The sequence below is a fragment of the Pseudomonas saponiphila genome (assembly GCF_900105185.1).
Lineage (GTDB): Bacteria > Pseudomonadota > Gammaproteobacteria > Pseudomonadales > Pseudomonadaceae > Aquipseudomonas > Aquipseudomonas saponiphila.
In genome coordinates this window covers 2,903,437-2,927,233 of the sequence record NZ_FNTJ01000001.1, presented here as the reverse complement: position 1 = coordinate 2,927,233, position 23,797 = coordinate 2,903,437, and the positions used below count along the sequence as shown (strand labels likewise).

The 23,797-nt window shown below is 65.3% G+C and carries 24 protein-coding genes; 10 read left to right on the top strand and 14 right to left on the bottom strand.

The window, feature by feature from the left end:
* Positions 1-32: 32 nt before the first annotated feature.
* From nudK to fabV, 5 genes are all read right to left on the bottom strand, one after another.
* Entirely contained in the window at positions 33-992 is a 960-nt protein-coding gene (gene nudK / locus BLV47_RS13725; protein ID WP_092314372.1) for a GDP-mannose pyrophosphatase NudK, read from the bottom strand.
* Positions 989-1,978 (bottom strand): SMI1/KNR4 family protein, encoded by a 990-nt coding sequence (locus BLV47_RS13720; RefSeq protein WP_092314370.1) that lies wholly within the window; start codon positions 1,976-1,978, stop codon positions 989-991. The genes nudK and BLV47_RS13720 overlap by 4 nt, the downstream gene beginning before the upstream one ends.
* Before the next feature lie 67 nt (positions 1,979-2,045).
* Positions 2,046-2,357, bottom strand: a complete 312-nt coding sequence (locus tag BLV47_RS13715; protein ID WP_167365697.1) for an AzlD domain-containing protein — start codon at positions 2,355-2,357, stop codon at positions 2,046-2,048.
* Positions 2,357-3,055, bottom strand: coding sequence for an AzlC family ABC transporter permease (locus BLV47_RS13710; RefSeq protein ID WP_092314366.1), 699 nt, complete (start codon positions 3,053-3,055; stop codon positions 2,357-2,359). Before BLV47_RS13710 ends, BLV47_RS13715 begins: the two co-directional genes overlap by 1 nt.
* Before the next feature lie 278 nt (positions 3,056-3,333).
* Positions 3,334-4,530, bottom strand: coding sequence for an enoyl-ACP reductase FabV (gene fabV / locus BLV47_RS13705; protein WP_060839021.1), 1,197 nt, complete (start codon positions 4,528-4,530; stop codon positions 3,334-3,336).
* 447 nt (positions 4,531-4,977) lie between these two features.
* Here fabV and BLV47_RS13700 point away from each other — a divergent pair, with 447 nt between their 5' ends.
* The 3 genes from BLV47_RS13700 to BLV47_RS13690 all read left to right on the top strand — a co-directional run bounded on the left by BLV47_RS13700 (position 4,978) and on the right by BLV47_RS13690 (position 6,957).
* A complete protein-coding gene (locus tag BLV47_RS13700) occupies positions 4,978-5,721 on the top strand; it encodes a substrate-binding periplasmic protein (RefSeq protein WP_208605265.1) in 744 nt (247 codons plus the stop codon).
* An 8-nt stretch (positions 5,722-5,729) separates the two neighbouring features.
* Positions 5,730-6,053: a hypothetical protein gene (locus tag BLV47_RS13695; protein WP_092314362.1), complete on the top strand. Its 324-nt coding sequence runs from the start codon at positions 5,730-5,732 to the stop codon at positions 6,051-6,053.
* Positions 6,054-6,144: 91 nt separating this feature from the next.
* On the top strand, positions 6,145-6,957 hold the full coding sequence (locus BLV47_RS13690) for a DeoR/GlpR family DNA-binding transcription regulator (RefSeq protein WP_092314360.1): 813 nt from the start codon (positions 6,145-6,147) through the stop codon (positions 6,955-6,957).
* 37 nt (positions 6,958-6,994) lie between these two features.
* Here the strand turns inward: BLV47_RS13690 and BLV47_RS13685 are convergent, their stop codons facing one another.
* The 6 genes from BLV47_RS13685 to ltnD all read right to left on the bottom strand — a co-directional run bounded on the left by BLV47_RS13685 (position 6,995) and on the right by ltnD (position 13,428).
* Complete coding sequence (locus tag BLV47_RS13685) at positions 6,995-8,062, bottom strand: alpha/beta fold hydrolase (protein ID WP_092314358.1); 1,068 nt, start codon at positions 8,060-8,062, stop codon at positions 6,995-6,997.
* Positions 8,063-8,130: 68 nt separating this feature from the next.
* Complete coding sequence (gene otnI, locus BLV47_RS13680) at positions 8,131-8,913, bottom strand: 2-oxo-tetronate isomerase (RefSeq protein ID WP_092314356.1); 783 nt, start codon at positions 8,911-8,913, stop codon at positions 8,131-8,133.
* A 21-nt stretch (positions 8,914-8,934) separates the two neighbouring features.
* Positions 8,935-10,398 carry a GntT/GntP/DsdX family permease gene (locus BLV47_RS13675; RefSeq protein WP_092314354.1) on the bottom strand — a complete coding sequence of 488 codons (1,464 nt, stop codon included), beginning with the start codon at positions 10,396-10,398 and terminating at the stop codon, positions 8,935-8,937.
* A gap of 186 nt (positions 10,399-10,584) precedes the next feature.
* A complete protein-coding gene (gene otnC, locus BLV47_RS13670; protein ID WP_092314352.1) occupies positions 10,585-11,223 on the bottom strand; it encodes a 3-oxo-tetronate 4-phosphate decarboxylase in 639 nt (212 codons plus the stop codon).
* Entirely contained in the window at positions 11,220-12,512 is a 1,293-nt protein-coding gene (gene otnK, locus BLV47_RS13665; RefSeq protein ID WP_092314350.1) for a 3-oxo-tetronate kinase, read from the bottom strand. The genes otnC and otnK overlap by 4 nt, the downstream gene beginning before the upstream one ends.
* A gap of 10 nt (positions 12,513-12,522) precedes the next feature.
* Entirely contained in the window at positions 12,523-13,428 is a 906-nt protein-coding gene (gene ltnD / locus BLV47_RS13660; protein ID WP_092314348.1) for an L-threonate dehydrogenase, read from the bottom strand.
* A gap of 558 nt (positions 13,429-13,986) precedes the next feature.
* Here ltnD and BLV47_RS13655 point away from each other — a divergent pair.
* The 7 genes from BLV47_RS13655 (at position 13,987) to BLV47_RS13625 (ending at position 21,296) form a co-directional block, all read left to right on the top strand.
* Positions 13,987-14,337, top strand: coding sequence for a hypothetical protein (locus BLV47_RS13655; RefSeq protein ID WP_092314346.1), 351 nt, complete (start codon positions 13,987-13,989; stop codon positions 14,335-14,337).
* A 408-nt stretch (positions 14,338-14,745) separates the two neighbouring features.
* Complete coding sequence (locus tag BLV47_RS13650) at positions 14,746-15,033, top strand: hypothetical protein (RefSeq protein ID WP_092314344.1); 288 nt, start codon at positions 14,746-14,748, stop codon at positions 15,031-15,033.
* Between the two features lie 284 nt (positions 15,034-15,317).
* Positions 15,318-18,029, top strand: a complete 2,712-nt coding sequence (mgtA, locus tag BLV47_RS13645) for a magnesium-translocating P-type ATPase (protein WP_092314342.1) — start codon at positions 15,318-15,320, stop codon at positions 18,027-18,029.
* Positions 18,030-18,154: 125 nt separating this feature from the next.
* Positions 18,155-18,355: a hypothetical protein gene (locus BLV47_RS13640; RefSeq protein WP_092314340.1), complete on the top strand. Its 201-nt coding sequence runs from the start codon at positions 18,155-18,157 to the stop codon at positions 18,353-18,355.
* 27 nt (positions 18,356-18,382) lie between these two features.
* Positions 18,383-20,098 carry a Na/Pi cotransporter family protein gene (locus tag BLV47_RS13635; protein WP_092314338.1) on the top strand — a complete coding sequence of 572 codons (1,716 nt, stop codon included), beginning with the start codon at positions 18,383-18,385 and terminating at the stop codon, positions 20,096-20,098.
* Complete coding sequence (locus tag BLV47_RS13630; RefSeq protein ID WP_092314336.1) at positions 20,086-20,436, top strand: DUF2493 domain-containing protein; 351 nt, start codon at positions 20,086-20,088, stop codon at positions 20,434-20,436. The genes BLV47_RS13635 and BLV47_RS13630 overlap by 13 nt, the downstream gene beginning before the upstream one ends.
* A gap of 74 nt (positions 20,437-20,510) precedes the next feature.
* On the top strand, positions 20,511-21,296 hold the full coding sequence (locus BLV47_RS13625) for a hypothetical protein (protein ID WP_092314334.1): 786 nt from the start codon (positions 20,511-20,513) through the stop codon (positions 21,294-21,296).
* A 519-nt stretch (positions 21,297-21,815) separates the two neighbouring features.
* On the opposite strand, the gene BLV47_RS13620 is transcribed toward BLV47_RS13625, so the two are convergent.
* The 3 genes from BLV47_RS13620 to BLV47_RS13610 form a co-directional block, all read right to left on the bottom strand.
* Positions 21,816-22,649 carry an IS3 family transposase gene (locus BLV47_RS13620; protein WP_092314332.1) on the bottom strand — a complete coding sequence of 278 codons (834 nt, stop codon included), beginning with the start codon at positions 22,647-22,649 and terminating at the stop codon, positions 21,816-21,818.
* Positions 22,646-22,942, bottom strand: a complete 297-nt coding sequence (locus tag BLV47_RS13615; protein WP_092308884.1) for a transposase — start codon at positions 22,940-22,942, stop codon at positions 22,646-22,648. The genes BLV47_RS13620 and BLV47_RS13615 overlap by 4 nt, the downstream gene beginning before the upstream one ends.
* Positions 22,943-23,067: 125 nt before the next feature.
* Positions 23,068-23,796, bottom strand: coding sequence for an NAD(P)H-dependent oxidoreductase (locus BLV47_RS13610; protein ID WP_092314330.1), 729 nt, complete (start codon positions 23,794-23,796; stop codon positions 23,068-23,070).
* Position 23,797 lies beyond the last annotated feature (1 nt).

The window sequence follows — 23,797 nt, the reverse complement described above, 5'->3', positions numbered from 1 at the left end:
GGCCGGCGGCACCCGGCAAGAGACAGCCGGGGTCAGTCCTGGCCTGGGCGGGAAGTCACTTTGGGCAGTTGTTGCACCTGGTGATAGATGCTCAGGCCCAGCCCCTGGGCGATCTGCACCATGGCGTCGCAGCCGGCCGAGGGGCCACCGATGCGCAGCAGCGCGTCACAGCGTTGCAGCAGGCGCTCGGCATAGGCGTGGAAGCGCTGGTTGTAGACCTCGTCGCCCACCGCCCGGGACCCGGCCAGACGGGTCATGGGCAAGGCCACCCACTCCCCCAGCAGCGGGAAATGCCCGGCCTCCAGCACCTGGGCGGCGCACTGCTCCATGGCCTCGACATTGCGCGCCAGCAACAGCGGATCGTCGCCGGTGCCGGAACGGTAGGGGCCGGCCACCAGCACCGTCAGGCTGCGAGGCTTGAGCACATGCAACTGCAGGTACTGCAGGAGCATGATGGTCTTGCCGTCGGCGATCTCGCCGCTCTTGATCATGTCCAGGGCCTGGTCGATATCCAGCTCCAGGACTTCGATGTCCTCGCCTTCGTGCTCCAGCCCGCCGCCCTCGTCGATGCGGTCCTCGGCCTGGTAATGGCCGATGAAGAAATGCACCCGTTCGGTCACCGAACCCGGACTCATGAAGGCATCGAAGACTTTCTGCACCTCCCCCACCCGGCAGCCGGTTTCCTCTTGCGCTTCCTGGCGGATGCGCACTTCCGGGCTGGCGTCGTCCAGCAGCCCGGCGGCCGTCTCGATCAGGTAGCCGCTGTGGTCGTTGACGAAGGCCGGCATGCGGAACTGCCGGGTCAGCAGCACCGTGCGCCGTTGCAGGTTGTACAGCAGGATCGTCGCGCCATTGCCGCGGTCGTAGACCTCACGCTCCTGGGCCTGCCAGCTGCCATCGCGGCGGCGCAGTTCGAAGCTGTATTTCTTCAGCACGTACCAGTTGTCGGAGAGGGTCTTCTCGGCGGTGATGCGGATCTTTTCCTCGCTCATGGCTGCTCCTGAGTCTGTGGGTCGGCGGGGCGAAACCCCGACAATTGTTCCAGTAACTGCGCGCGGTAGGCCGGGGTCAGGGCCAAGCCGCCCGCCGCCTGGCGCAGGTGACCGTCCGCCAGCCGCGCGCGGAACCAGTCACGGATGAAATCCGGGGCGTAGCCGCCGGTGCCGAAGCCCTTGGCGAAGGCGATCATGTCCTGATAGACCTCCAGGTAGGCCTCTTGGCTGGGGACCGGGTAGCGGTTCTGGTACAGCCAGAACTGCAGGTCGTACAGCAGGTGCGACAGCGGGTCGGCGTGCAACGCAAAGCAGCGCTTGTCGTGGACGATGCGCAGGGCGACCTGACGGATCAGCGACCCCAGGTCCGGCACGTCCGGGAAGTGTTCAAGCAGCTCCTCCAGCAACGGCGAAAACGGCGCGCCGGCGACCGTGTCCAGGTCGTCCAGGTAATCCTGCTCCGAGGTGTCGTAGACCTCGGGGGACACCAGAGCGCGGACAAAGGCCTCGAAGTTCGGCGCCAGGACAGTCACCTCGTAGTCGCCTTCCTGGTCCACGTGCACCACTCGCGGTTCGCCCTCGGGGCCGCACTCGCGGTAGTCCAGGGCCACCATGTCGTGGCCGGCGGACGGGCAATTGCAGATGTACACCCCGAGGTCCGGGTAGCCCCACTCCTCGATCATGAAGCGGCTGCCCAGGCTGCCGCCCAGGGAGTAGCGGGTGTCGCGACCAATGCTCAGGAAACTGTCGATCGCGCAGTGGTCCTCGGCCCAGGAGGTGCCCTGCTCCGTGGGGCAACAGCACAGGTGCGGGCAGCCACCGTTGTAACGGTGCATGAACGCCACATAGGACGGCGGCAGCCGATAGCCCAGCAGGGCCTGCAATTCGGCGATCATCGCGGCGCTGGCCGGTGGCTGGTTGATCTTGCGGCTGCTGGCGTGGTCCCAGAACGCGTCCAGGTCGATATCGTGGGGAAAGTCGCTCATCCGATGCATCCGTTGCGGTTGAAGGTCGGCCTGTGCCGAAAGCTGCAAAGGCTACCGCAATCCGGCCTCAGAGCCACCAGCGCAGAAGGAAAAAGAAACCCATGCTCAGCAGCATGCTGACCAGGGTATTGCGGGTGTAGATCACCAGCACGATGGCCACCAAGGAGCTGAGCAGATAGGGATTGTCCCCGTGCAGGTTCAACTGCTGATCGGGCATGAACACGATCGGCCCGCAGATAGCCGTGAGCATGCCCGGCACGGCAAAACCGAGGAATTGCCGCGCGTTGCTGCTCAGGCGCAGCGGCAGGCGCGGTTCGAGAAACACGTAGCGATTGAGAAACACCAACAGGCCCATGCCGAAAATCACTGCCCAGACCATCATGCGCGCCCCCGATGCAGCTTGTTGCAGACAAAACCCGCGCTCATCCCCGCCAGCCCCGCCAGCACCAGGGCCGAGCCCCAGTGCCAGTAGCTGAACAGCACCGAGCAGAACAGCGACACCGCGACACAGACCACGGTGGGTACATTGCGCACCAGCGGGGTGATCAGGGCGATGAAGGTGGCGGCGATGGAAAAGTCCAGGCCCAGGTGCTCAAGGCCCGGAATGCTCTTGCCCAGGACGATGCCCAGCAGGGTGAACAGGTTCCAGGCCACATAGAAGGTCAGGCCCACGCCCAGGGCGTACCAGCGGTCGAACTGCTGCCTGTCGTGGGCGCTGGTCAAGGCGAACAGCTCGTCGGTGAGCAGAAAGCCCAGGCCCACTCGCCAGCGTCCGGGCAAGGGCGAGATCACCGAGCGCAGGCTCATGCCGTAGAGCAAATGCTGGGAGGTCAGCAGCAGCGTGGTCAGCAGGATCGAGAAGATCCCCGCCCCGCCCTTGAGCATGCCGATGGCCACCAGTTGCGCGGCACCGGCGAAGACGATGCTCGACAGCCCCTGGCCCTGCAACGGCGTGAGATTGGCCTCGATGGCCATGGAACCGGCCAGCAGGCCCCAGGGCGCGGTGGCCAGGGACAGCGGCACGATGGCGATGGCGCCGCGGATAAACGCGGCACGGGGTAGAAGAACGCTGGACATGACACCCTGCACACAGATAACGGACGCTGACTGTGCCAGCTGACACGGCGCCTGGCTTGAACGATCTTGCGCAATTGCCCCGCCCCCCTCGTAGGAGCCGGCTCCTACGCGACAGCAGAACCTAGCTGTAGGAGCTGGCTTGCCAGCGAAGGCGTCTCCAAGACCAGCACAAGACGTGCGGGCCTCTTCGCCAGCAAGCTGGCTCCTACGGGAAATAGGGGGATGCAAACGACAGCGCCCCTCACGAAGGAGGGGCGCTGGCTGGTGCTACAAGCGGATTACAGCTGGATCAGGTTGCTGATCTTCACGTCCGGGTCGACGTCGGCTTCGTAGTCGACACCTTCGATCTCGAAACCGAACAGGCGCAGGAACTCATGCTTGTAACCGACAAAATCGGTCATTTCGTAGAGGTTCTCGCTGGTCACCTGGTCCCACAGCTGCTTGACCCGATCCTGGACTTCGGGTTGCAGCTCCTTGTAGTCGGCGCGCAGGCGGCCTTCCTGGTCGATCACCGGCTCGCTGTTGTACAGGCTGTCCTTGTACAGGCCGTAGACCTGCTCGATGCAACCTTCGTGGCTGCCCTGCTCCTTCATCACCTTGAACAGCAGCGACAGGTACAGCGGCATGATCGGGATCGCCGAGCTGGCCTGGGTCACCACGGCCTTGAGCACCGACACCCGGGCGTCGCCGCCCAGGTCGGCCAGTTGCTGGCGCATGCCGATGACTTTCTGGTCCAGGTCTTTCTTGGCTTCGCCAATCGAACCGTTCCAGTAGATGTCGTGGGTCAGCTTCTCGCCCAGGTAGGTAAAGGCGGTGGTTTTCGCGCCTTCAGCCAGGACCCCGGCGTCGTGCAGGGCGTCGATCCACATCTGCCAGTCTTCGCCGCCCATCACCGCCACGGTGCCGTCGATCTCTTCCTGGGTCGCCGGCTGCAGGGTGGTTTCCTTGACGATTTCCTTGTCGGTATCGACACCGCGCAGGGTCACCGACTTGCCCAGGGGCTTGAGGGTCGAGCTCAGCACTTCACCGGTCTTGGGGTGGGTGCGGCGCGGGGCGGCCAGGCTGTAGACCACCAGGTCGATCTTGCCCAGGTCGCGCTTGATGGTTTCGATGGTCTCGGCCTTGACCGCGTCGGAGAAGGCGTCGCCATTGATGCTCTTGGCGTACAGGCCCTTTTCTTCGGCGAACTTGTGGAAGGCCGCGGTGTTGTACCAGCCGGCGGTGCCCAGCTTGCCGTCAACGCTGCCGCGCTCGAAGAACACGCCCAGGGTGTTGGCGCCACAGCCAAAGGCGGCGGTGATCCGCGCGGCCAGGCCGTAGCCGGTGGAGGCACCCAGGACCAGTACGTTCTTCGGCCCTGCGTCGATGGCGCCCTGCTGGGTGACGTAATCGATCTGCTGCTTGACGTTGGCTTCGCAACCCACCGGGTGGGTCGTCACACAGATAAAGCCGCGAACGCGGGGTTTGATGACCATTCACAATCTCCCAATTTCAATGTGCCAGGCGCCGGTAACGGCGGCGGCAGTGTCACTTGCTAAGGTCGTAGACGCTCACAATGGCTTCGCGTCACCAACGGATGGAATTTGTCCGGCCGGCCGAGGCTTGGCGCCCCGGTGCCGGCTTCCTCGGGCGGATACCCAGGCGGCCAGGGCCGAGACTCTAGCAGCTGCACCGGCCGGCTTCAGCATCCGCCCGGCGAAATTTATGCACTCACCTGCCGCCATAGTTGACGGGCCACAGGCAGCCACGGCCTCGGGGCATCATGTCCAGGGGCTGTAGAGCCCGTCGTAATCCCCCCGAGCCGACGCCAAAATCGCCCCGGCATGCCCCGCCAAGGCACGTGGTAGAGCCCGCAGTTTTAGCGCGACAGGCGCCGACCAGTCGTACTAAGCTCTGCGCTTTATCCCCCCCAAGGGCACTGCATGAAATGGATGCTGCAGGCACTGTTGCCGCTGTTGAGCCTCACCGTTCAAGCCGATGAGTTGCGCATGCTGACCGACAACCACCCGCCGCTGCACTTTCAGCAGGGCCCGCGCATGACCGGCTTTGCGGTGGAGGTGGTGCAAGCCCTGGCGCAACGCACCGGCGATCCGGTGCAGGTCCAGCAACGGCCGATGCTGCGCGCCCTGCGCGATGCCAGCGAGGATGCCGACACCGCGGTGTTTACCATCCTGCGCACCCAGGAGCGTGAATCGCGCTACCAATGGGTCGGCCCGCTGATGCGCACCGAAACCGCGCTCTACACCCGCAGCAGCGACGATCTGCAGATCAGCGACTTGCACCAGACCCGGGGCCAGATCGCCGTACCGCGCAAGTGGCTGGTCTACAGCTACCTCAAGCAGCAGGGCCTGGACAATCTGTGGGGCGTCGACAGCCCGGAAATCATGATGCGCCTGCTGCAGATCGGCCGCGTGCAGTACGTGGTCGCCGACACCATGAGCGTCAGCACCTTCGCCAATAATGCGGGCCTGCCCTTGGAACAGTTGCGCTACCAGATGCCGCTGATGCACCAGGACGCCTACATCGCCTTCTCGCCCAAGGTCGATGCCGCCAAGGTCGCCCGTTGGCAGCGGGCCCTGGACGCGATGAAGGACGACGGCAGCCTGCAGCAGCTCAAGCAGCGCTGGCAGATTGACCACGCCCGCTACCATTCGACAGAACAGTGAACGCCCCCATGAATGCCAAGACCCTGGTCGCCAGTTGGATCGCCGAAAAACAGCACTACCTGCAAAGCCTCCAAGCCCCTCGGACGTCCAGCGCCGCTGCACAGCTGCGCGCCCTGGCGCTGTCTGCCGAGCAGCAGGCCCAGGTGTTGGCGCTGCTCGACCGCGCCCTCAGCGACCAGCTCTACACCCTACTGCTGGGCCTGGATGGTGCGGCCAGCGTCGGCGGCCTGCAGCACGATTTTGCCCTGTACAACGAAGCCGGCCAGGCCCTCACCGGCAGCGGTGAACTGGAGGCCGAGGCCTACGCTCAACTGCATGAAGCACAAGCCTGAGCGGCGGGACAAAATCTCCTGCGCCGCCCTGACATTCGCTACTATGGCGTGCCGATTTCTGCCTTTGCCGACCTGCCAAACCGGAGCTTCAATGCCTACCCCCAAGGACCTTGCCAGCGACAGCGGCGCGCCGATGATTCCCGAGCAACGCCGCGAGCAGATCCTGCGCCAGTTGCGCAAGCATCAGGTGCTCAGCGTGCATCAGTTGATGGAGATGTTCGACTGCTCGCACATGACCGTGCGCCGGGATATCGCCCTGCTGGAACAGGAAGGCCGCGCCCACTCGGTGACCGGCGGCGTGCGCATCGCCAGCCAGTTGCACAGCGAGCCCAGCCATCAGTCCAAGGCGGTGGTGGAACTGCCGCAGAAGCAGGCCATGGCCAAGCTCGCGGCGGGCCTGTTGCACGCGGACATGACGGTCTACCTGGATGCCGGCACCAGCACCCTGGAGATCGTGCCCTACATCAAGGCGCTGTCGGGAATGACCGTGATCACCAACGATTTCGGCGTGGCCCAGGCCTTGATGGATGCGCCCCAGGTCACGGTGATTCACACCGGCGGCCAGCTGGATCACTCCAACCATTCCTGTGTCGGCGGGCTGGCGGTGGCCACCCTGCGTCAGGTGGTCACGGACGTGGCCTTTATCTCCACCAGTTCCTGGGACCTGCGCCGGGGCATCACCACGCCCTCGGCGCTGAAGGTCGAGGTCAAGCAGGTGGCGATGCAATCGGCGACCCAGGTGGTGCTGGTGGCCAGCAGTTCCAAGTACGGCACCTTCGGCATGTACAAGATCGCCGAGCTGGAGCAGTTCGACATCATCATCAGCGACGCCGCCCTGGCCCCGGCGGCGGCGGACGGCATCCGCAAGCACGGGGTGGAATTGCTGCTGCCGGCGCCAGCCTGAGTCAGCGCTAGCCCCACACAAGAGCGCGCAGTGGCCGCTAGCGGTTTTTTTCAGTCTCGGTCATGAACTGCCCCAGCTCGCGGGCATACAACCGCGCCATGCCGGTGGTGCCATGCCCGCGGGTTTCGGCGCTGGCGGGAATCAGCAGCAGGCGGGCATCTTTCACTTGCTTCAGCGCCGCTTGCAGGGTGCCGGTTTCCGGCGGGTTGCGCTCATCGTCCGCCGAGTTGATCACCAGCACCGGGGCCTGGATCCTGCCCAGGCCCGGCGCGGCGTTGAAGTCCGCCGAGGACTGCCATTGGTAGATGAAGTCGTTGGCATCGGCGGTCTGCGGCGCCTTGAGGCGCTCATCCACCAGTTTGTCGGCCTGGGCCCGGGTCGGCGCCAGGGCCTGATAGGCCAGGGTGCCGCCGCTGGTGCCGGTGGCGAACAGCGCGTTGGCCAGGCGCAGGGACGGCGGCTGTTGCCGGTAGTTGCCCTGCTCCCAGGCCGGATCTTGCTTGATCGACTCCACCAGCAGGCGGCGCATCATCCAGTTGCGCGACGCCATCTCGCTGGGCTGGGAAGCCATGGGCACCAGGGCGTCCATCATCTGCGGCCAGTTCTGGCCCCAGAGCCAGGTCTGCATGCCACCCATGGAATTGCCGATGACCAGCCGCAGGTGCTTGATCCCCAGCCCCTCGGTGACCAGGCGGTACTGGGCCTGGACCATGTCGTCATAGTTGTATTGGGGAAAACGCGCGCGCAGGCCATCGGAAGGCTTGCTCGACTGGCCGACGCCAATGCCGTCGGTGGCAATGATGTAGTACTTGCTCGCATCCAGAGGCTGCCCCGGGCCGAACAGTTCGCCGCCAAAGTCCTTGCTCAAGAGATCGCTGGCCGGCCGGTAGGTGCCGTGCAGGTAGAGGATCGCCGGGTGCTTGGGGTTCCCCAGGGTGATGTAGTGCAGTTTCAGGTTGGCGAGCTGTTCACCATTGTGGAAGTTGAACTGCGGGGCGACCCAGTCGCCTTCAGTGGCCGTCGGCAGGCTGGCTGCCGCAGCCAGGGAGGCGCCACCCAGGGCCAGAATCAGGCCGAGCGCGGCCTTGCAGGCAAAACGCTGCATGGGGAAACTCCTGTACTGGTTGTTATCGGAGGGGCCCCGGCGCGCTTGGCGCCAGGGGCGGCGAACGCTTAGCGCGCCTGCCAGTCGCGCAGCCACTGCAGGCCGGCGGAGGTGTCGCCACGGGGGCGGTATTCACAACCGACCCAGCCGTCATAGCCGAGCTCGTCCAGCAATTGGAACAGGTAGGGATAGTTCAACTCGCCAAGATCCGGCTCATGACGATCCGGCACCCCGGCGATCTGGATATGGCCGATGCCGGCCAGATCCCGCCGCAGTTTTACCGCCAGGTCGCCTTCGACGATCTGGCAGTGGTAGCAGTCGAACTGCACTTTGAGGTTGGCCGCGCCCACTTCCTTGCAGATGGCCTGGGCCTGGTCCTGGCGATTGAGGAAGAAGCCCGGCATGTCCCGGGTGTTGATCGGTTCCAGCAGCACCGTGACCCCGACCTTGGCCGCCTGGGTCGCGGCGTGGGCCAGGTTCTCCAGGTACACGCCGTGATGCCGGGCGCGCTGGCTTTCCGAGGGCAGCAGGCCAGCCATCACGTGGATCCGCGAGTTGCCCAGCACTGCGGCGTATTCCAGAGCTTTTTCAAAGCCCTGGCGAAATTCTTGCTCGCGTCCGGGCAGGGAGACGATGCCCCGCTCCCCCGCCGCCCAGTCACCGGGCGGCGCGTTGAACAGGGCCTGCTGCAGGCCGTGATCGTCCAGGCGCTGTTTCAGTTGCGCGGGGCTGTAGTCGTAGGGAAACAGGTACTCCACCGCGCTGAAACCATCGGCCGCCGCAGCGGCAAAACGCTCAAGGAAGTCGTGTTGCGGGTAGAGCATGCTGAGGTTGGCAGCAAAACGAGGCATGGGAACTCCTGGGGCAAAGGGTCAGACAAACGGCCAGATCAGCAGGGTAATACAGAACCCCAAGGTGCCGAGCAAGGTGGTGATCACCGTCCAGGTACGCAGTCCGTCCGCGACGTTGAGCCCGGCCAGCTTGGTGAAGATCCAGTACCCGGCGTCGTTGATATGGGACATGGCCAGCCCGCCACCGCCCATGGCCAGGCACAGCAGGGCCATGTGGTTGGGGCTCAGGTTGAGGGTGGCAATCAGCGGCGCGATGATGCCCGCGGTGGTCACCAGGGCCACGGTGGTCGAGCCCTGCACCGCGCGCAGCAGCATGGTCAGCAAGAAACCCAGGGCCAGGACCGGCAGGCCGGTGGTACGCAGCAGGTCGGAAACCACCGCGCCGATCCCGGTGTCCACCAGGACCTTGCCGAACACCCCGCCGGCCCCGGCAATCAGGATCACCATGGCCACCCCGGGCAGCGCCGAGCCGATCACATCCGACACCTGGCTGCGACTCCAGCCACGACGCGAGCCCAGCAGCCAGGCACACAGCAAGGTGTCCAGCAGCAGCGCCACCAGCGGCGCGCCGAGTACGGTGAGCACCCCGCGCAGGGCGGATTCCACCGGCAGCAACGAGGTGGCCAGGGTGCCCAGCAGGATCAGCACGATGGGCAGCAGGATCAGGCTGACGATCAGGCCGAACCCCGGTGGCGGTGCCGGCGGCAGTTTTGCCGCCAGGCTGCCGGTGGATTCCTCCAGGCCCATGTGGGCCACGGCCGCCACCGCTTGCGGGCTGGCCGGCTGTTCGGCGCCGTTGTTCCAGGCCGCCAGGTCTTCGTTGGTGACGTGCGGGCCATAGACTTCAGCGCGGATATCGTCGGTCATCAGGTAGTTGCGCCGGGTCATGCGCCCCGCCACGCGGTAGCCGACGTAGCACAGCAGCGCGGTCAGCGGCAGGCCGAACATCAGCACCCGGCCCAGGTCCGCCCCCAGCTGGCTGGCCGCCGCCACCGCGCCCGGATGGGGCGGCAGGAAGGCATGCACGGTGAGCAGCGCAGCGCACATCGGCAAGGCGAACACCAGCAGCGGCTTGCGCGCACTGCGGGCCACGCCGTAGGCCAGCGGCATGAGGATGATCACCCCGACCTCGAAGAACACCGGCACGCCGATGATGAACCCGGCCATGGTCAGCGCCAGGGGCGTGCGGCGGTTGCCGAAGCGTTCGATCAGGGTCTTGGCCAGGGCCTCGGCACCGCCGGACAGTTCGATGATGCGACCGATCATGGCGCCCAGGGCGATGATGATGGCGATGTGGCCAAGGGTCTTGCCCATGCCGCCTTCGATGGTGGCCACCAGCTCCGCCGGCTTCACCCCGGCCACCAGCGCCACCAGGATGCTCACCAGCATCAGCGCGACAAAGGGCTGGAACTTGTATTTGAGCACCAGGAACAGCAGCAGGGCGATGCCGGCCCCGGCGGTGATCATCAGAATCAGCGGGCTCATTGGGCAAACCCTCCGCAGAGTGGCAGGCCGGTGTGGCAGGTGACGCTGGAACCCGTAAAGCCAATGCAGTCATTCATCTCGGGAAGTCCTGTTGTTATTGTTTTTAACGGCAAGCCGCTCCCCGCGAGAGCCCTGTAAAGGCTCCCGGGGACAGGCTTGCATCAAGCGTTTTTGGTCGTACTGGACTTACCAGACGGCGCCGAAGGCGTCCCGCAGTTCATCCAGCGCGGCCTGGTCCAGCGGCGCCGGGCGCGGCTGGGTGAGCAACCACAGGCGCGCGGTTTCCTCCAGCTCCTCCAGGGCGTAGCTGGCCTTGGACACGCTGCTTTCCCAGACTACCGGGCCCAGGCGTTCGAGCATCACCCCACGCACCCGGTTGGCCAGTTGCGCCACTTGCTCGGCGACCTTGGGCGAACCCGGACGCTGGTAGCCGATCAACGGGATGTGCCCGACCTTCATCACCTGGTACGGAGTCAGCGGCGGCAGGATGTCGTCGTCGCGCCAGACCCCGGCCAGGGTCAGGGCCACCAGGTGAGTGGAATGGGTGTGCACCACCCCGCCCACGCCCGGATTGCGGTCATACACCTGACGATGCAGGGCCAGGGTCTTGGACGGTTTGTCGCCGCTGACCCACTCACCCGCCAGGTTGACCTTGGCAATCGCCGCCGGGTCGAGGCGCCCGAGGCAGACGTCGGTGGGGGTGATCAGCCAGCCGTCGTCGAGCCGCGCGCTGATGTTGCCGGCGCTGCCCACGGTGTAGCCGCGCTGGTACAGGCTGCGACCGACATCGCAGATCTCTTCGCGCAGGGCGTTTTCGCGGCTCATGGCTGACCTCCAGCCAGTTGGCGCAGGGCCTTGCTGAAAAAGTCGCGACCGCCGAAGTTACCGGATTTCAGGGCCAGGGCCAAAGGCTCGCCGCCGCTGCTGACCGTGGCCGGCACCCCGGGATCGATCTGCGCGCCGATCTGCAGCAGGCGCACGCCCAGGGCCTTGACCACCGCGCCGGAGGTTTCGCCGCCGGCCACTACGAAGCGTCGCACGCCCTGGTCGCGCAGGCCGCGGGCGATCTCGCCCAGGGCACTCTCCACCAGGGCCCCGGCGCGCTCCACGCCCAATTGCCGCTGCACCGCCTTGACCTGCTCGGGAGTGCTGGTGGCGTAGATCAGTACGCTGTCCTGCTGGGCCTGGACAAAGGCCAGGGCCTGGGCCACCACCGGCTCGCCCGCCGCCAGGGCCAGGGGATCGACGCGTAGGGCTGGACGCTCGGCCTCCAGCCAGGCGTCGACCTGGGCATTGGTGGCCGCCGAGGCGCTGCCAGCCAGCACCACTTCGCCACCGGCCACCGGCGGCAGGCTGGCGGCGTCCAGGTCACGCAGCTTGCCGGCGCGGCGGAAGTTCTCCGGCAGGCCCAGGGCCAGCCCGGAACCGCCGGTCAACAGCGGCAGGTCGGCGCAGGCCGCGCCGAGGGTGTACAGGTCGGCGTCGGACAGCGCATCGGCAATCGCCATGGCCACACCCTTTTGCCGCAGTTCGGCGATCTTCGCCCGCACCGCGTCCACGCCCCGGGCCACGCTGTCGTAACGCAGCAGGCCCACCGGCAGCGTGGTCTGCGCTTGCAACACCCGCAGCAGGTTGGCGTCGGTCATCGGCGTCAGCGGGTGATGCTGCATGCCCGACTCGTTGAGCAACTGGTCCTGGACAAACAGGTGACCACGGAAAATCGTCCGGCCGTTCTCCGGAAACGCCGGGCAAGCCAGGGTGAAATCACTGCCCAGGGCCTTGAGCAGCGCTTCGCTGACCTGGCCGATATTGCCCGCCGCGGTGGAGTCGAAGGTCGAGCAGTACTTGAAGAAGATCTGTTCGCAGCCTTGTTCGCGCAGCCATTGCAGGGCCGCCAGGGATTCGGCCACCGCCTCGCCCACTGGCGTGGTGCGGGATTTCAGGGCGATCACCACGGCGTCGGCATCCAGGCCGGCGGCCACTTCGGCGCTGGGAATGCCGATGCTCTGCACGGTGCGCATGCCGCCGCGCACCAGCATGTTGGCCAGGTCGGTGGCGCCGGTGAAGTCATCGGCGATGCAGCCCAGCAACGGGCGTGGAGTGGAGAGAGTCATCACGGTTTCCTTACTCGGCATCGGGCTTGGCCACAGGCAGTTCGATGCCCGGGAAGATCTTGATCACCGCCGAGTCGTCCTCGCGGCCGAAGCCGGCGCTGGAGGCCTGCATGAACATCTGGTGCGCGGTGGCCGACAGTGGCAGCGGGAACTTGCTGGCGCGGGCGGTATCCAGCACCAGGCCCAGGTCCTTGACGAAGATGTCCACCGCGGAAAGCGGCGTGTAGTCGGCCTTGAGGATATGCGGCACGCGGTTCTCGAACATCCACGAGTTGCCGGCGCTGTGGGTGATCACTTCGTACAGGGCATCGGCGTCCACCCCTTCGCGCAGGCCCAGGGCCATGGCTTCGGCGGAGGCGGCAATGTGCACCCCGGCCAGCAGCTGGTTGATGATCTTGACCTTGGAGCCCAGGCCATGGGCATCCCCCAGGCGATAGACCTTGCCGGCCATGCCGGCGAGGATCGCCTCGGCCCTGGCATAAGCGGCCGCCGGGCCGGAAGTCATCATGGTCATCTCGCCGGCGGCGGCCTTGGCCGCGCCCCCGGAGATCGGCGCGTCCAGGTACAGCAAGCCCAGGGCCTGCAGGCGCTGGCCCAGGTCCACGGCATAGGTCGGGGCCACGGTGGCGCAACCGATCACCAGGCTGCCGGGACGCAATGCCGCCACCGCCCCGCCCTCGCCGAACAGCACGCTTTCGGTCTGCTCGGCATTCACCACCACGGTGATGATCACGTCGCACTGGTCCGCCAACTGGGCGGCCGAGGCGCAGGCCACTCCGCCTTCGGCGGCGAACTGTTCGGTGACGGCTGCTCGCACGTCACAGGCATGCACCTTGAAACCGCTGCGCAGCAACGACCGGGCGATGCCCAGGCCCATGGCGCCAAGACCGATGACACCGACATTGTTGTTATTCATGGGGGACTCCAGTGAAAGACCACGGCCGGGCCACGCCAGGCAGGCGACGGACAGCAACCGGGAAAGGCAGGGAAACCCGGGCGGCAAGCCCGGTAGACGAAAGTGAACACGCGGCAACAGGCGCTGCGCCCGAACAGGCAGCGTGGGTGCACAGGGCCCCCAGGGCGGGTGCGATGCAAGGCAGGAGCGAATCGATCATCGTGGCCATCCTGTTGCTGTTGTTATCAGGTTGAACGTTGGCTGTGAACGATCATCCACCAATGAACGGATTATGTGAAGACATTTTTAAATCTAACATTTTTTAACATCGCCATTCCCGGGCCCCCGCCCCGGCTCCGCGGCCGCCGCTGGTCGGAACAACCCGGTCCGGGCGCCGCGGACTGCTACAACCATTCACAGCCCTGATCTGGATCAGCATTGAGCGCAGGATCCTGGCCGAGGCTCAGGACAGGTGAAGGTGGACTGGCGGTAGCGCCCTTCATCGCAACCCCGTTGACGCCCCCCATGACCAGGGGCTCAATGGTCTATCTGGTTATGCTTGGACAAGGATGATTCAACATGGCAAAGATCGAAGTTCTATCGGGCGATTTTCTGCAAGGCGCCGGCGAATACCGGCACGGCACCTTCAGGCTCAAGACGGTATTCAACAGCGCCGGGGTCGAGGTCAAGGCTTCGGCCTTCAAGAGCCTGGAGATCGCCACCCAAAGCCCCGTCGCCAACAAGGACGCCTTCGGTTATGGCGTGGCCGGCGCCATGCTGCTGGGGCCGGTGGGCGCCATTGCCGGCTACCTGATGGCGGGGACGGAAAACGAGGTGACCTTCATCGGCACCCTCAAGGATGGCCGGCAACTGATGGCCGCCACCGACAGCAACACTTACAAGGACATTTCCCGGCACGTGCTCAATTGAGCATTGGCAAAGTTATATCAAGTGCTCATGGCATCCCGTTTTCTGGCATGAGCACTTTTTCATTACTCCTCGTTATATAAGCCTGGCTATTGCGGCACCTAACTAAGTCGCTTAGCTGAACCTCAGCTGAAACTTCATCGGCAAATACTCTTTCAAGGCAATTTAACCTTGACTCCCGGGACCCTCCTGAGTAAATTGCGCGGGCCGGTCAAACCGGCCTTTTTTCAACTCACTAAAGAAGCCAATGGACACAGTATCTAGACGCTGTCTGGTCACTGCCGCTGCGCAGCGCCAGGCACCCCTGAACAATGACGGGACTCGACTCCGCGGTCGGGTAAGCTGCGCTAGGGCTTGACGCTCCAACGTAACTTGCCTCCCCGGAACCAGTCCGGTCACGAGGCACAAGTTATGCACTTCACATCTTCTGTAATGCCAGGCGTACGCGCCTTCGCTGCCACCATGCGGGTCCGGCTGTGCCGTGAGCCCAAGGCTCTGGCGCGCTCCCCCTTCTCCTCTTCTTCGCCCACCACCAGCACCGCCCTGCGGGCCAACTGGCGCGTCTGCCCGTTGACCGGCCAGCTGCAGCAGCGCTGGAGCCTGGACGACAGCCAGGACCCGCAGAGTCGGGGCGCAGCCCTGCTGCGACAGGCCGGACTGATCTTCGGCCTGTACCTCGGGGCGCGCACTTCCGCCTGATTCAACGGTTATTCGCCGTTGTTTATCCACGAACTTTCCAGTTTGAAGTTCGGCGGTTTCTTATTGCCTGTCAGTTAACTAATTCTGTTGGAGAAAGTTATGGAAGAGGCCAGTAGTAGGTTCGCTGCCCATTCAACTTCATTGTTTGGACAGCGAACGTTAAAACCTGAAAACGCCCAGATCCTAATCGATCGCCAATCTGCGATTCGACATGCTTTCGCTCGTCTTTAATTAGTTGAGTGGTCGGTGTGTCGTGTCGCAGTCAGGCGGCAGGAGCACACGCAATGACTGTAAAAACCACAACTTCCCGCAACACCAGCGCCAGCCGCGACAGCCACAAACTGTCGATGCGCGCCGCCCGCGAAGCGCAGAACGGCCTGGCCGTGACCCTGGCCAACGTCAACTCCAGCACCGCCGGCCTGACTGAACTGGACGCCGAAGGCCGCCTGCAACGGGACGGCCACAACGAGGTCGCCCACGACCGTCCGCCCCACGCCCTGGTGCAATTGCTGCAAGCCTTCAACAACCCCTTCATCTATGTGCTGATGACCCTGACCGGTATCAGTTTCTTCACCGACTTCTGGCTGCCGCTGCAAGCCGGCGAAGAAACTGATCTGACCGGCGTGATCATCGTCCTGGTGATGGTGCTGGCCAGCGGCCTGATGCGCTTCTGGCAGGAACACCGCTCGGCCAAGGCCGCCGAAGCCCTCAAGGCCATGGTCCGCACCACCGCCGCGGTGCTGCGCCGCGAGCAGATGGGCATGCAGGCCCGGGTTCGCGAAGTGCCGATGCGCGAACTGGTGGTGGGCGACATCATCCAGCTGTCCGCCGGCGACATGATCCCGGCGGACATCCGCCTGATCGAATCCCGTGACCTGTTCATCAGCCAGGCGGTGCTCACCGGCGAAGCCCTGCCGGTGGAAAAATACGACACCCTGGGCGCCGTGCAGGAAAAGTCCGCGAAGGCTCAGGCCGCCGATCAGCAAGACCTGCTGGACCTGCCGAACATCTGCTTCATGGGCACCAACGTGGTCAGCGGCACCGCCACCGCGGTGGTGGTGGCCACCGGCGGGCGCACCTACTTCGGTTCCCTGGCCCGTTCCATCGTCGGCTCGCGCTCGCAGACCGCCTTCGACCGTGGGGTCAACAGTGTCAGCTGGCTGCTGATCCGCTTCATGCTGGTGATGGTGCCCATCGTCCTGCTAATCAACGGCTTCACCAAGGGCGACTGGGCCGACGCCTTCATGTTCGCCCTGGCGGTGGCGGTCGGCCTGACCCCGGAAATGCTGCCGATGATCGTCAGCGCCAACCTGGCCAAGGGCGCCGCGGCCATGGCCAAGCGCAAAGTGGTGGTCAAGCGCCTCAACGCGATCCAGAACTTCGGCGCCATGGACGTGCTGTGCACCGACAAGACCGGCACCCTGACCCAGGACCGGATCATCCTCGAACACCACGTCGACATCAGCGGCAGCCGCTGCGACGCGGTGCTGCAACTGGCCTGGCTCAACAGCCACCACCAGAGCGGCATGAAAAACCTGATGGACCGCGCCGTGGTCGCCTTCGCCGAGGGCAACCCGCACTTCACCCCGCCGGCCGCCTGGCGCAAGGTCGATGAACTGCCCTTCGACTTCGTCCGCCGGCGCCTGTCGGTGATCCTCGCCGACGCCCGCGGCGACCACCTGCTGGTGTGCAAGGGCGCGGTGGAAGAAATGCTCGAGACCGCCACCCAGGTGCGCCAGGACGGCATTGCCGTGAGCCTCGACGCCGAGCGCCGTGCCGCCTTGCTGCAACTGGCCGAGGACTACAACCGCGACGGCTTCCGCGTGCTGCTGGTGGGCACCCGGGATCTGCCCAAGGGCCAGACCCGCAACCAGTACAGCGCCAGCGATGAGCGCGAGCTGGTGATCGAAGGCTTCCTGACCTTCCTCGATCCGCCCAAGGAAACCGCCGGCCCGGCCATCGCCGCCCTGCGTGACAACGGCGTCACGGTCAAGGTGCTGACCGGCGACAACCCCATCGTCACCGCGAAGATCTGCCGCGAAGTCGGCCTGGCAGTGGGCGAGCCGCTGCTGGGGCGCGACATCGAGCACATGGATGATCAGGTGCTCGGGCGCCTGGTGGAAGAACGCACGGTGTTCGCCAAGCTCACCCCGCTGCAGAAGTCCCGGGTGCTCAAGGCCCTGCAGGCCAACGGCCACACCGTGGGCTTCCTTGGCGACGGCATCAACGACGCCCCGGCCCTGCGCGATGCCGACGTCGGCATCTCGGTGGACAGCGGCACCGACATCGCCAAGGAATCGGCGGACATCATCCTCCTGGAAAAGAGCCTGATGGTGCTCGAAGAAGGCGTGATCAAGGGCCGCGAAACCTTCGGCAACATCATGAAGTACCTGAACATGACCGCCAGCTCCAACTTCGGCAACGTGTTCTCGGTGCTGGTGGCCAGCGCCTTCATCCCCTTCCTGCCGATGCTGGCGATCCACCTGCTGCTGCAGAACCTGATGTACGACTTCTCCCAGCTGGCCCTGCCGTGGGACAAGATGGACAAGGAATACCTGGCCAAGCCACGCAAGTGGGACGCCAACAACATCGGGCGCTTCATGCTGTGGATCGGGCCGACCTCGTCGATCTTCGACATCACCACCTTCGCCCTGATGTGGTACGTGTTCGCCGCCAACAGCGTGGAAATGGCCGCCCTGTTCCAGTCCGGCTGGTTCATCGAGGGGCTGCTGTCCCAGACCCTGGTGGTGCACATGCTGCGCACCCGCAAGATCCCGTTCATCCAGAGCACCGCGGCCCTGCCGGTGATGCTGGCCACGGGACTGGTGATGGCGCTGGGGATCTACGTGCCCTTCTCGCCCCTGGGCAGCATGGTCGGCCTGGTGCCGCTGCCGTGGGAATACTTCCCGTGGCTGGTGGGCACCCTGCTCAGCTACTGCGTGGTCGCCCAGACCATGAAGACCCTGTACATCCGCCGCTTCAAGCAGTGGTTCTAAGGGCGTGAGCCCGGCGCGGCCGCCCCCGGACGGCCGCGCCCGATACACCTGGAGCAACGATGCCACCGTCGGCGCGGCCAGCGCCCTGCCGACGGCGACGCGGTTCGCCCGAAAGGAGCATCGCCATGTACCTCAAGCCTTTTTCCATGTTGCAACGCAGCCTCCAGGCCCTGCTGGTCTGCAGCCTGAGCGCCTGCGCCCGCCTGCTCACCCGCGTGAGCATCCGGCTGTATGTCCGCGGCCTGCTGAGCGCGGTCGAAATTCGTTTTCTGCTGGGTTTCAGCGCCGCCCTGACCCGCGCCTCGCTGCGCGTGGCGATCGCCTGAACCTGTCACCGACCCGGGAGCACACTCATGTCGGGCACCACACTTCTGATCAACCTGGCCGGGGCCATCGCCCTGCTGCTCTGGGGCTCGCAGATGATTTGCGGATCACTCCTGCGCGGCTTCGGCAGCCCGCTGCGGCACTGGCTCGGCCAACACCTGAACAACCGCTGGCTGGCGCTGCTGTGCGGCGTCGGCATCACCGGCGTGCTGCAAAGCAGCACCGCGGTGAGCCTGATGGCCAGCTCCTTCACCGCCGCCGGCACCCTGGGCCTGGCCCCGGCGCTGGCGGTGATGCTGGGGGCCAACATCGGCTCGACCCTGGTGGTCCAGCTGCTCAGCCTCGACCTGTCGCTGCTGGCCCCGGTGCTGTTGCTGACGGGTTTCCTGACCTTGCGCCTGCGGGACGACTCGCGCTTCGAAAGCATCGGCTGCGCGCTGATCGGCCTGGGCCTGATGCTGCTGGCCCTGGGCCTGCTGGGCGCCACCCTGGGCACCGTGCAAGGCACCCCGGTATTCCGCCTGGTGATGACCAGCCTCGACGGCGATCTGCTGCTGGCCCTGCTGGTGGCGCTGCTACTGACCTGGATGTGTCACTCCAGCGTCGCGGTGGTGCTGCTGATCGCCTCCCTGGCCGGCACCGGCCTGCTGTCCCCGGCCACCAGCATGGCCCTGGTGCTGGGGGTCAACCTGGGCGGCACTCTGCCGGCGCTGCTCAGCGCCAGCGGCAACGTGGCCCGGCGCCTGCCCCTGGGCAACCTGCTGGTGCGCCTGCTGGGCGTGGCCCTGGTGCTGCCGTGGATCACCGCCCTGGCCCGCCTGGACGCGGTGCAGGCCCTGGCGCCGGAATTGCTGGTGGTCTACCTGCACAGCGCCTTCAGCCTGGTACTGGCCCTGCTGTTCATCGGCTTCACCCGCCCCCTGGGCAAACTCTTGACCCGGCTGCTGCCGGCCCCCGCCCCGGTCACCGACCCGGGCATGCCGCTGTACCTGGACCAGGCCGGCCTGGAAGTGGCCAATATCGGCCTGGCCAACGCCGCCCGCGAAGCCCTGCGCATGGCCGACATGCTTTCGAGCATGCTCGACCGGGTGCTGCAGCTGTTTCGCACCTCAAGCATCACCCATGCCGAGCAGGTGCGGCACATCGACCAGTCCCTGGATCTGCTCAGCGCGGCGATCCGCGCCTACCTGGCGGACGTCGGCAAGGAAGGCATCAGCGACCAGGACGCCGACCGCTCCCAGGAGATCCTGCTGCTGGTGATCAACCTGGAGCACGCCGGCGACATCCTCGCCACCAGCCTGGCGCAACTGGCGGTGCGCCGCCTGCGCCGTGGCGAAGCCTTCTCCGAGTTCGAGCTGGGCACCCTGTACCCGCTGCACCAGGAGTTGCTGGACAGCCTGAGCCTGGCGATCACCGTGTTCCTGCGTGAAGACCTGCCCACTGCTCACCAACTGCTGGGGCGCAAGGAAAACGTGCGGCGCCTGGAAGCCGCCGCCGGCCGCGAGCACTTTCGCCAACTGCGGGAAGACCAGAGTGCTTGGGCCGAATCCGGGGACATCTTCCAGCGCCTGCTGCGGGACTATCGCCGGGTCCACCACCACATCGCCGCCCTGGCCTACCCGGCCCTGGAGCGCGCCGGCGAACGCGACATCGAACACGGCTTGCTCAACGAGCCGCTGGCCGAGATGCCGGGCGCCGAACATCCAGCGCCCGGAACCCAGGAGGACGCAGCATGCGCGTCCTGATCTGCGCCGGCCGCTACTACGCCGACAGCCGCCTGTGCCGCCGGGTTTTGGAAGCCTTCCAGCGCCTGCATGAAGTGCGAGTGGTGATCCACGGCGGCAGCCAGTTCCTCGGTGCCCACATCGAGGACTGGGCCCGGGAAACCGGGGCCCACATCGTCCGCTACCCGCCCAACTGGCAACTGCACGGCAAACACGCCGAGCGCCTGCGCAACAGCTTCATGCTGGCCGACAGCCGCCCGGACATCGTCCTCGCCCTGCCCGGCGGGGAAGACACCGAAGAGCTGCTGGCCCAGGCCCGGGTCCGCGGCATCCAGACCCTTTCGGTCGACGACCAGTAAACACCCCACGCAGCCCCCACCCGCGCCGGCTCCCCAACCAAGCGGTCCGGCGCCCCAACAGAACGAGATCCGCCATGTCCAAGCACCGTCCACATCGCTCCTCGCGTTCCGCCTCCTGGGGCCACACCCTGCCTGCCGCAAAAAGCCGCATGCTCAAACGCAACCTGCTGTTCCTGGCCCTCACTGCCGGGGCCACCGCGACCCTGGCCCTGTGCTCCAAGGCCCAGGCCGCCGGCGGCGCCTACGTGGTGGATGACGGCGCCATCAACGCCCCCGGGGAATGCAACGTCGATGCCTGGTACCAGAGCACCCGGCACCAGGGCTCCAGCCACAACAGCGTGATCGCCCCGGCCTGCACCTTCAGCCAACTGCCCTGGGTGCAACTGGGGGCCGCGGTGCAGCGCCAACAGGCTGAAGGCCAGGGCGAAACCCAGGTCAGCCCCCAGCTCAAGATCGCCCTGCTGGACCGCGAAGACCTGGGCCTGCAACTGGCCCTGGCCGGCTCCGCCCACTGGGCCCTGAAGCGCAACCACAGCTTCGACGGCGGCGACCTCGCCCTGCCCCTGACCTTCAGCGCCAGCGACCGCTTGCGCCTGAACCTTAACGCCGGCTGGACCCATGCCTATGACAATGGCGAACAGAACCACCGCTGGACCTGGGGCAGCGGAGTCGAATACGACCTGATACCGAGCCTGACCCTGATCGCCGAGCGCTATGGCCAGCGCGGCGGCGAACAAGGCTGGCAGGCTGGCCCGCGCCTGCACCTGGGCCAACATCTGGACCTGGACCTGATCCTTGGCCAGCACCTGACCGAAGCCCGCGACCGCTGGCTGACCACCGGCGCGACTCTGAGATTCTGAGGCCTGACGTTCCCAATACCCCATCCCTTCCCTCCGTAGGAGCTGGCTCGCCAGCGAAGGCGTCGACCCAGGCGATGCAAGGCCTGCAGGCCTCTTCGCCGGCAAGCCGGCTCCTACGCAGGAACACGGCAAATCTGGTCACCGTAGGAGCTGGCTTGCCAGCGAAGGCGTCGGCCCAGGCGATGCAAGGCTTGCGGGCCTCTTCGCCGGCAAGCCGGCTCCTACGCAGGAACACGGTAAATCTGGCCACCGTAGGAGCTGGCTTGCCAGCGAAGGCGTCGGCCCAGGCGATGCAAGGCCTGCAGGCCTGTTCGCCGGCAAGCCGGCTCCTACGCAGGAACACGGTAAATCTGGCCACCGTAGGAACTGGCTTGCCAGCGAAGACGTCGGCCCAGGCGATGCAAGGCTTGCAGGCCTCTTCGCCGGCAAGCCGGCTCCTACACAGGAACACGGTAAATCTGGACACCGTAGGAGCTGGCTTGTAGTGGTCCAGCTTTTTTGGACCACTCTGTAGGAGCATTAGGCCGCCAGCCTTTCAAAAGCAGCGGGCGGCAGATCGTTCGAGGCACTGTGGCAACGCCGATGGTTGTAATGGGCAATGAAATCCATCACATCCTTCTGCGCCTCAAAATGATTCTGGTAGCCATTTTCAGGCGACCAATCGTGTTTCAGTGTCCGGAAATAACGCTCCACCACCGCGTGGTCCCAGCAGTTTGCGCGTCGACTCATGCTCTGCACGATCTGCTTTTCAGCCAGGTATTCGACAAAGCGATCCGCTGTGTATTGGCAGCCCTGGTCCGAGTGGAATACCAGCGCTGAACCAGGCCGACGTATGCCAACAGCCAGCCGCAACGCCTTGAGCGACAGCTCGGCATCGGCGGTCCTGGAAAAGGCCCAGCCGACGATCCGACGTGAAAACAAATCCATCACGATTGCCAGGTACAGCCAGCTTCCACCGACGCGAATGTAAGTGATGTCTCCGGCCCAAAACGTATTGGGTGATGCAGGATTAAAGCGACGATCAAGGACATTGGCTGCGGTATTGCTGGGCTTTCCGGTCCGACGATAGTGAGCGTAACGGGCTCGTCGCCTGACCAGCCCAAGGTTTTTCATCAGACGGCCCATACGATGGCGCCCAACCGCTACGCCCTGTTTTTTGAGTTCCCTGGCAAATCCCCGGGCGCCCAGGGCACCTCGATGCTCCCGGTGCAGCTGCCGAATGGTCTTTTCCAGTCGCCGCTCGACCCCAGGTTCAGACCGGGCCACGGGCTTGGCGTAATAGCTGCTGCGAGGCACGCCCAGAAGTCGGCAGCAGTGCCGAATGGAGAGCTGTCCTTTCAAACCCTCGATCATTTGATTCGGCTGAACAGCACCTTCAGATGAGAGGGCAATTGCTTTTTTAGGACGCTATTCTCGGCTTCCAGCAAGGCGAGTCTGGCCTGCAGTGAATCAATCAGTTCCTGGTCCTGAGGGCGTGTGGGCAGCAAGGCTCCTTCATGCTCCTTGCGCCATCTGGCGACCCAGCGTCGCAGGGCTGTAGGTCCAACCCCGGTTTGCTCACATGCCTTAGGCACCGAGTAATTCATTTCCACGACCAAGCGAATGGCTTCAGCCTTTTCTTCAGCGCTAACAACCCGAAATCCCATGATGCTTCCTTAGGTTGAAACTCCTACAGAGTGGTCCAGGAATATTGAGCCACAACAGCTTGCCAGCGAAGGCATCCGCCCAGGCGATGCAAGGCTTGCAGGCCTGTTCGCCGGCAAGCCGGCTCCTACGCAAGGCGTGGGGCGGGAGTTCTGGCCGGGAGGGGATGCAGGGCTTCGTCGAATTGATCCAGGCGCGGGAACCGCAGCGGTTGCTCATCTGCAAGGTGCTCCAGGCGCTGCCGGTAGCTGTGCAGGAATGCTTCTCGGGCTTCCTGGCTGATGTACGGCACGTGCCAGGCCACGAACGGCTCCAGTACGTCGCAGCCAACATAAGCCAAAGTGCCCCGCAGCAGCGGGCGCAGCATGTCCTCCAGCGGCCCGTGGATCGCGCCTTCGCCAAACATGTGTTCGCGCCCGCCTAGGGTCAGGGTCACCAGGGCTTTCTTGCCCGCCAGCCCGCCCTGGTCATAGAAACGCTTGCCGCCATAACACACCCCCGACACCAGCACCCGGTCGATCCAGCCCTTGAGCATGGCCGGCACCGAGAACCAGAACACCGGGAAATTCAGGATCAGCAGGTCGGCCCACAGCAGCTTGTCCAACTCGCCCTGGATGTCGGCAGCGATGCTAGCGTTCTTCACCCCCAGGCGCTGCTCCAGGGCGTACACCAGGTAATCCGGATTATCCCGGGCGCCAAAGTCGGCGGCGCTGGCCACCGGGTTCCAGTGCATGGCGTACAGGTCGCTGACCTGCACCTGATGCCCCTGGGCCTCCAGGGTGCTGCGGGCCTGGTCGCGCAAGGCGGCGGTAAAGGATTGCGGCTCGGGGTGGGCGTGGACGATCAGTACCTTCATG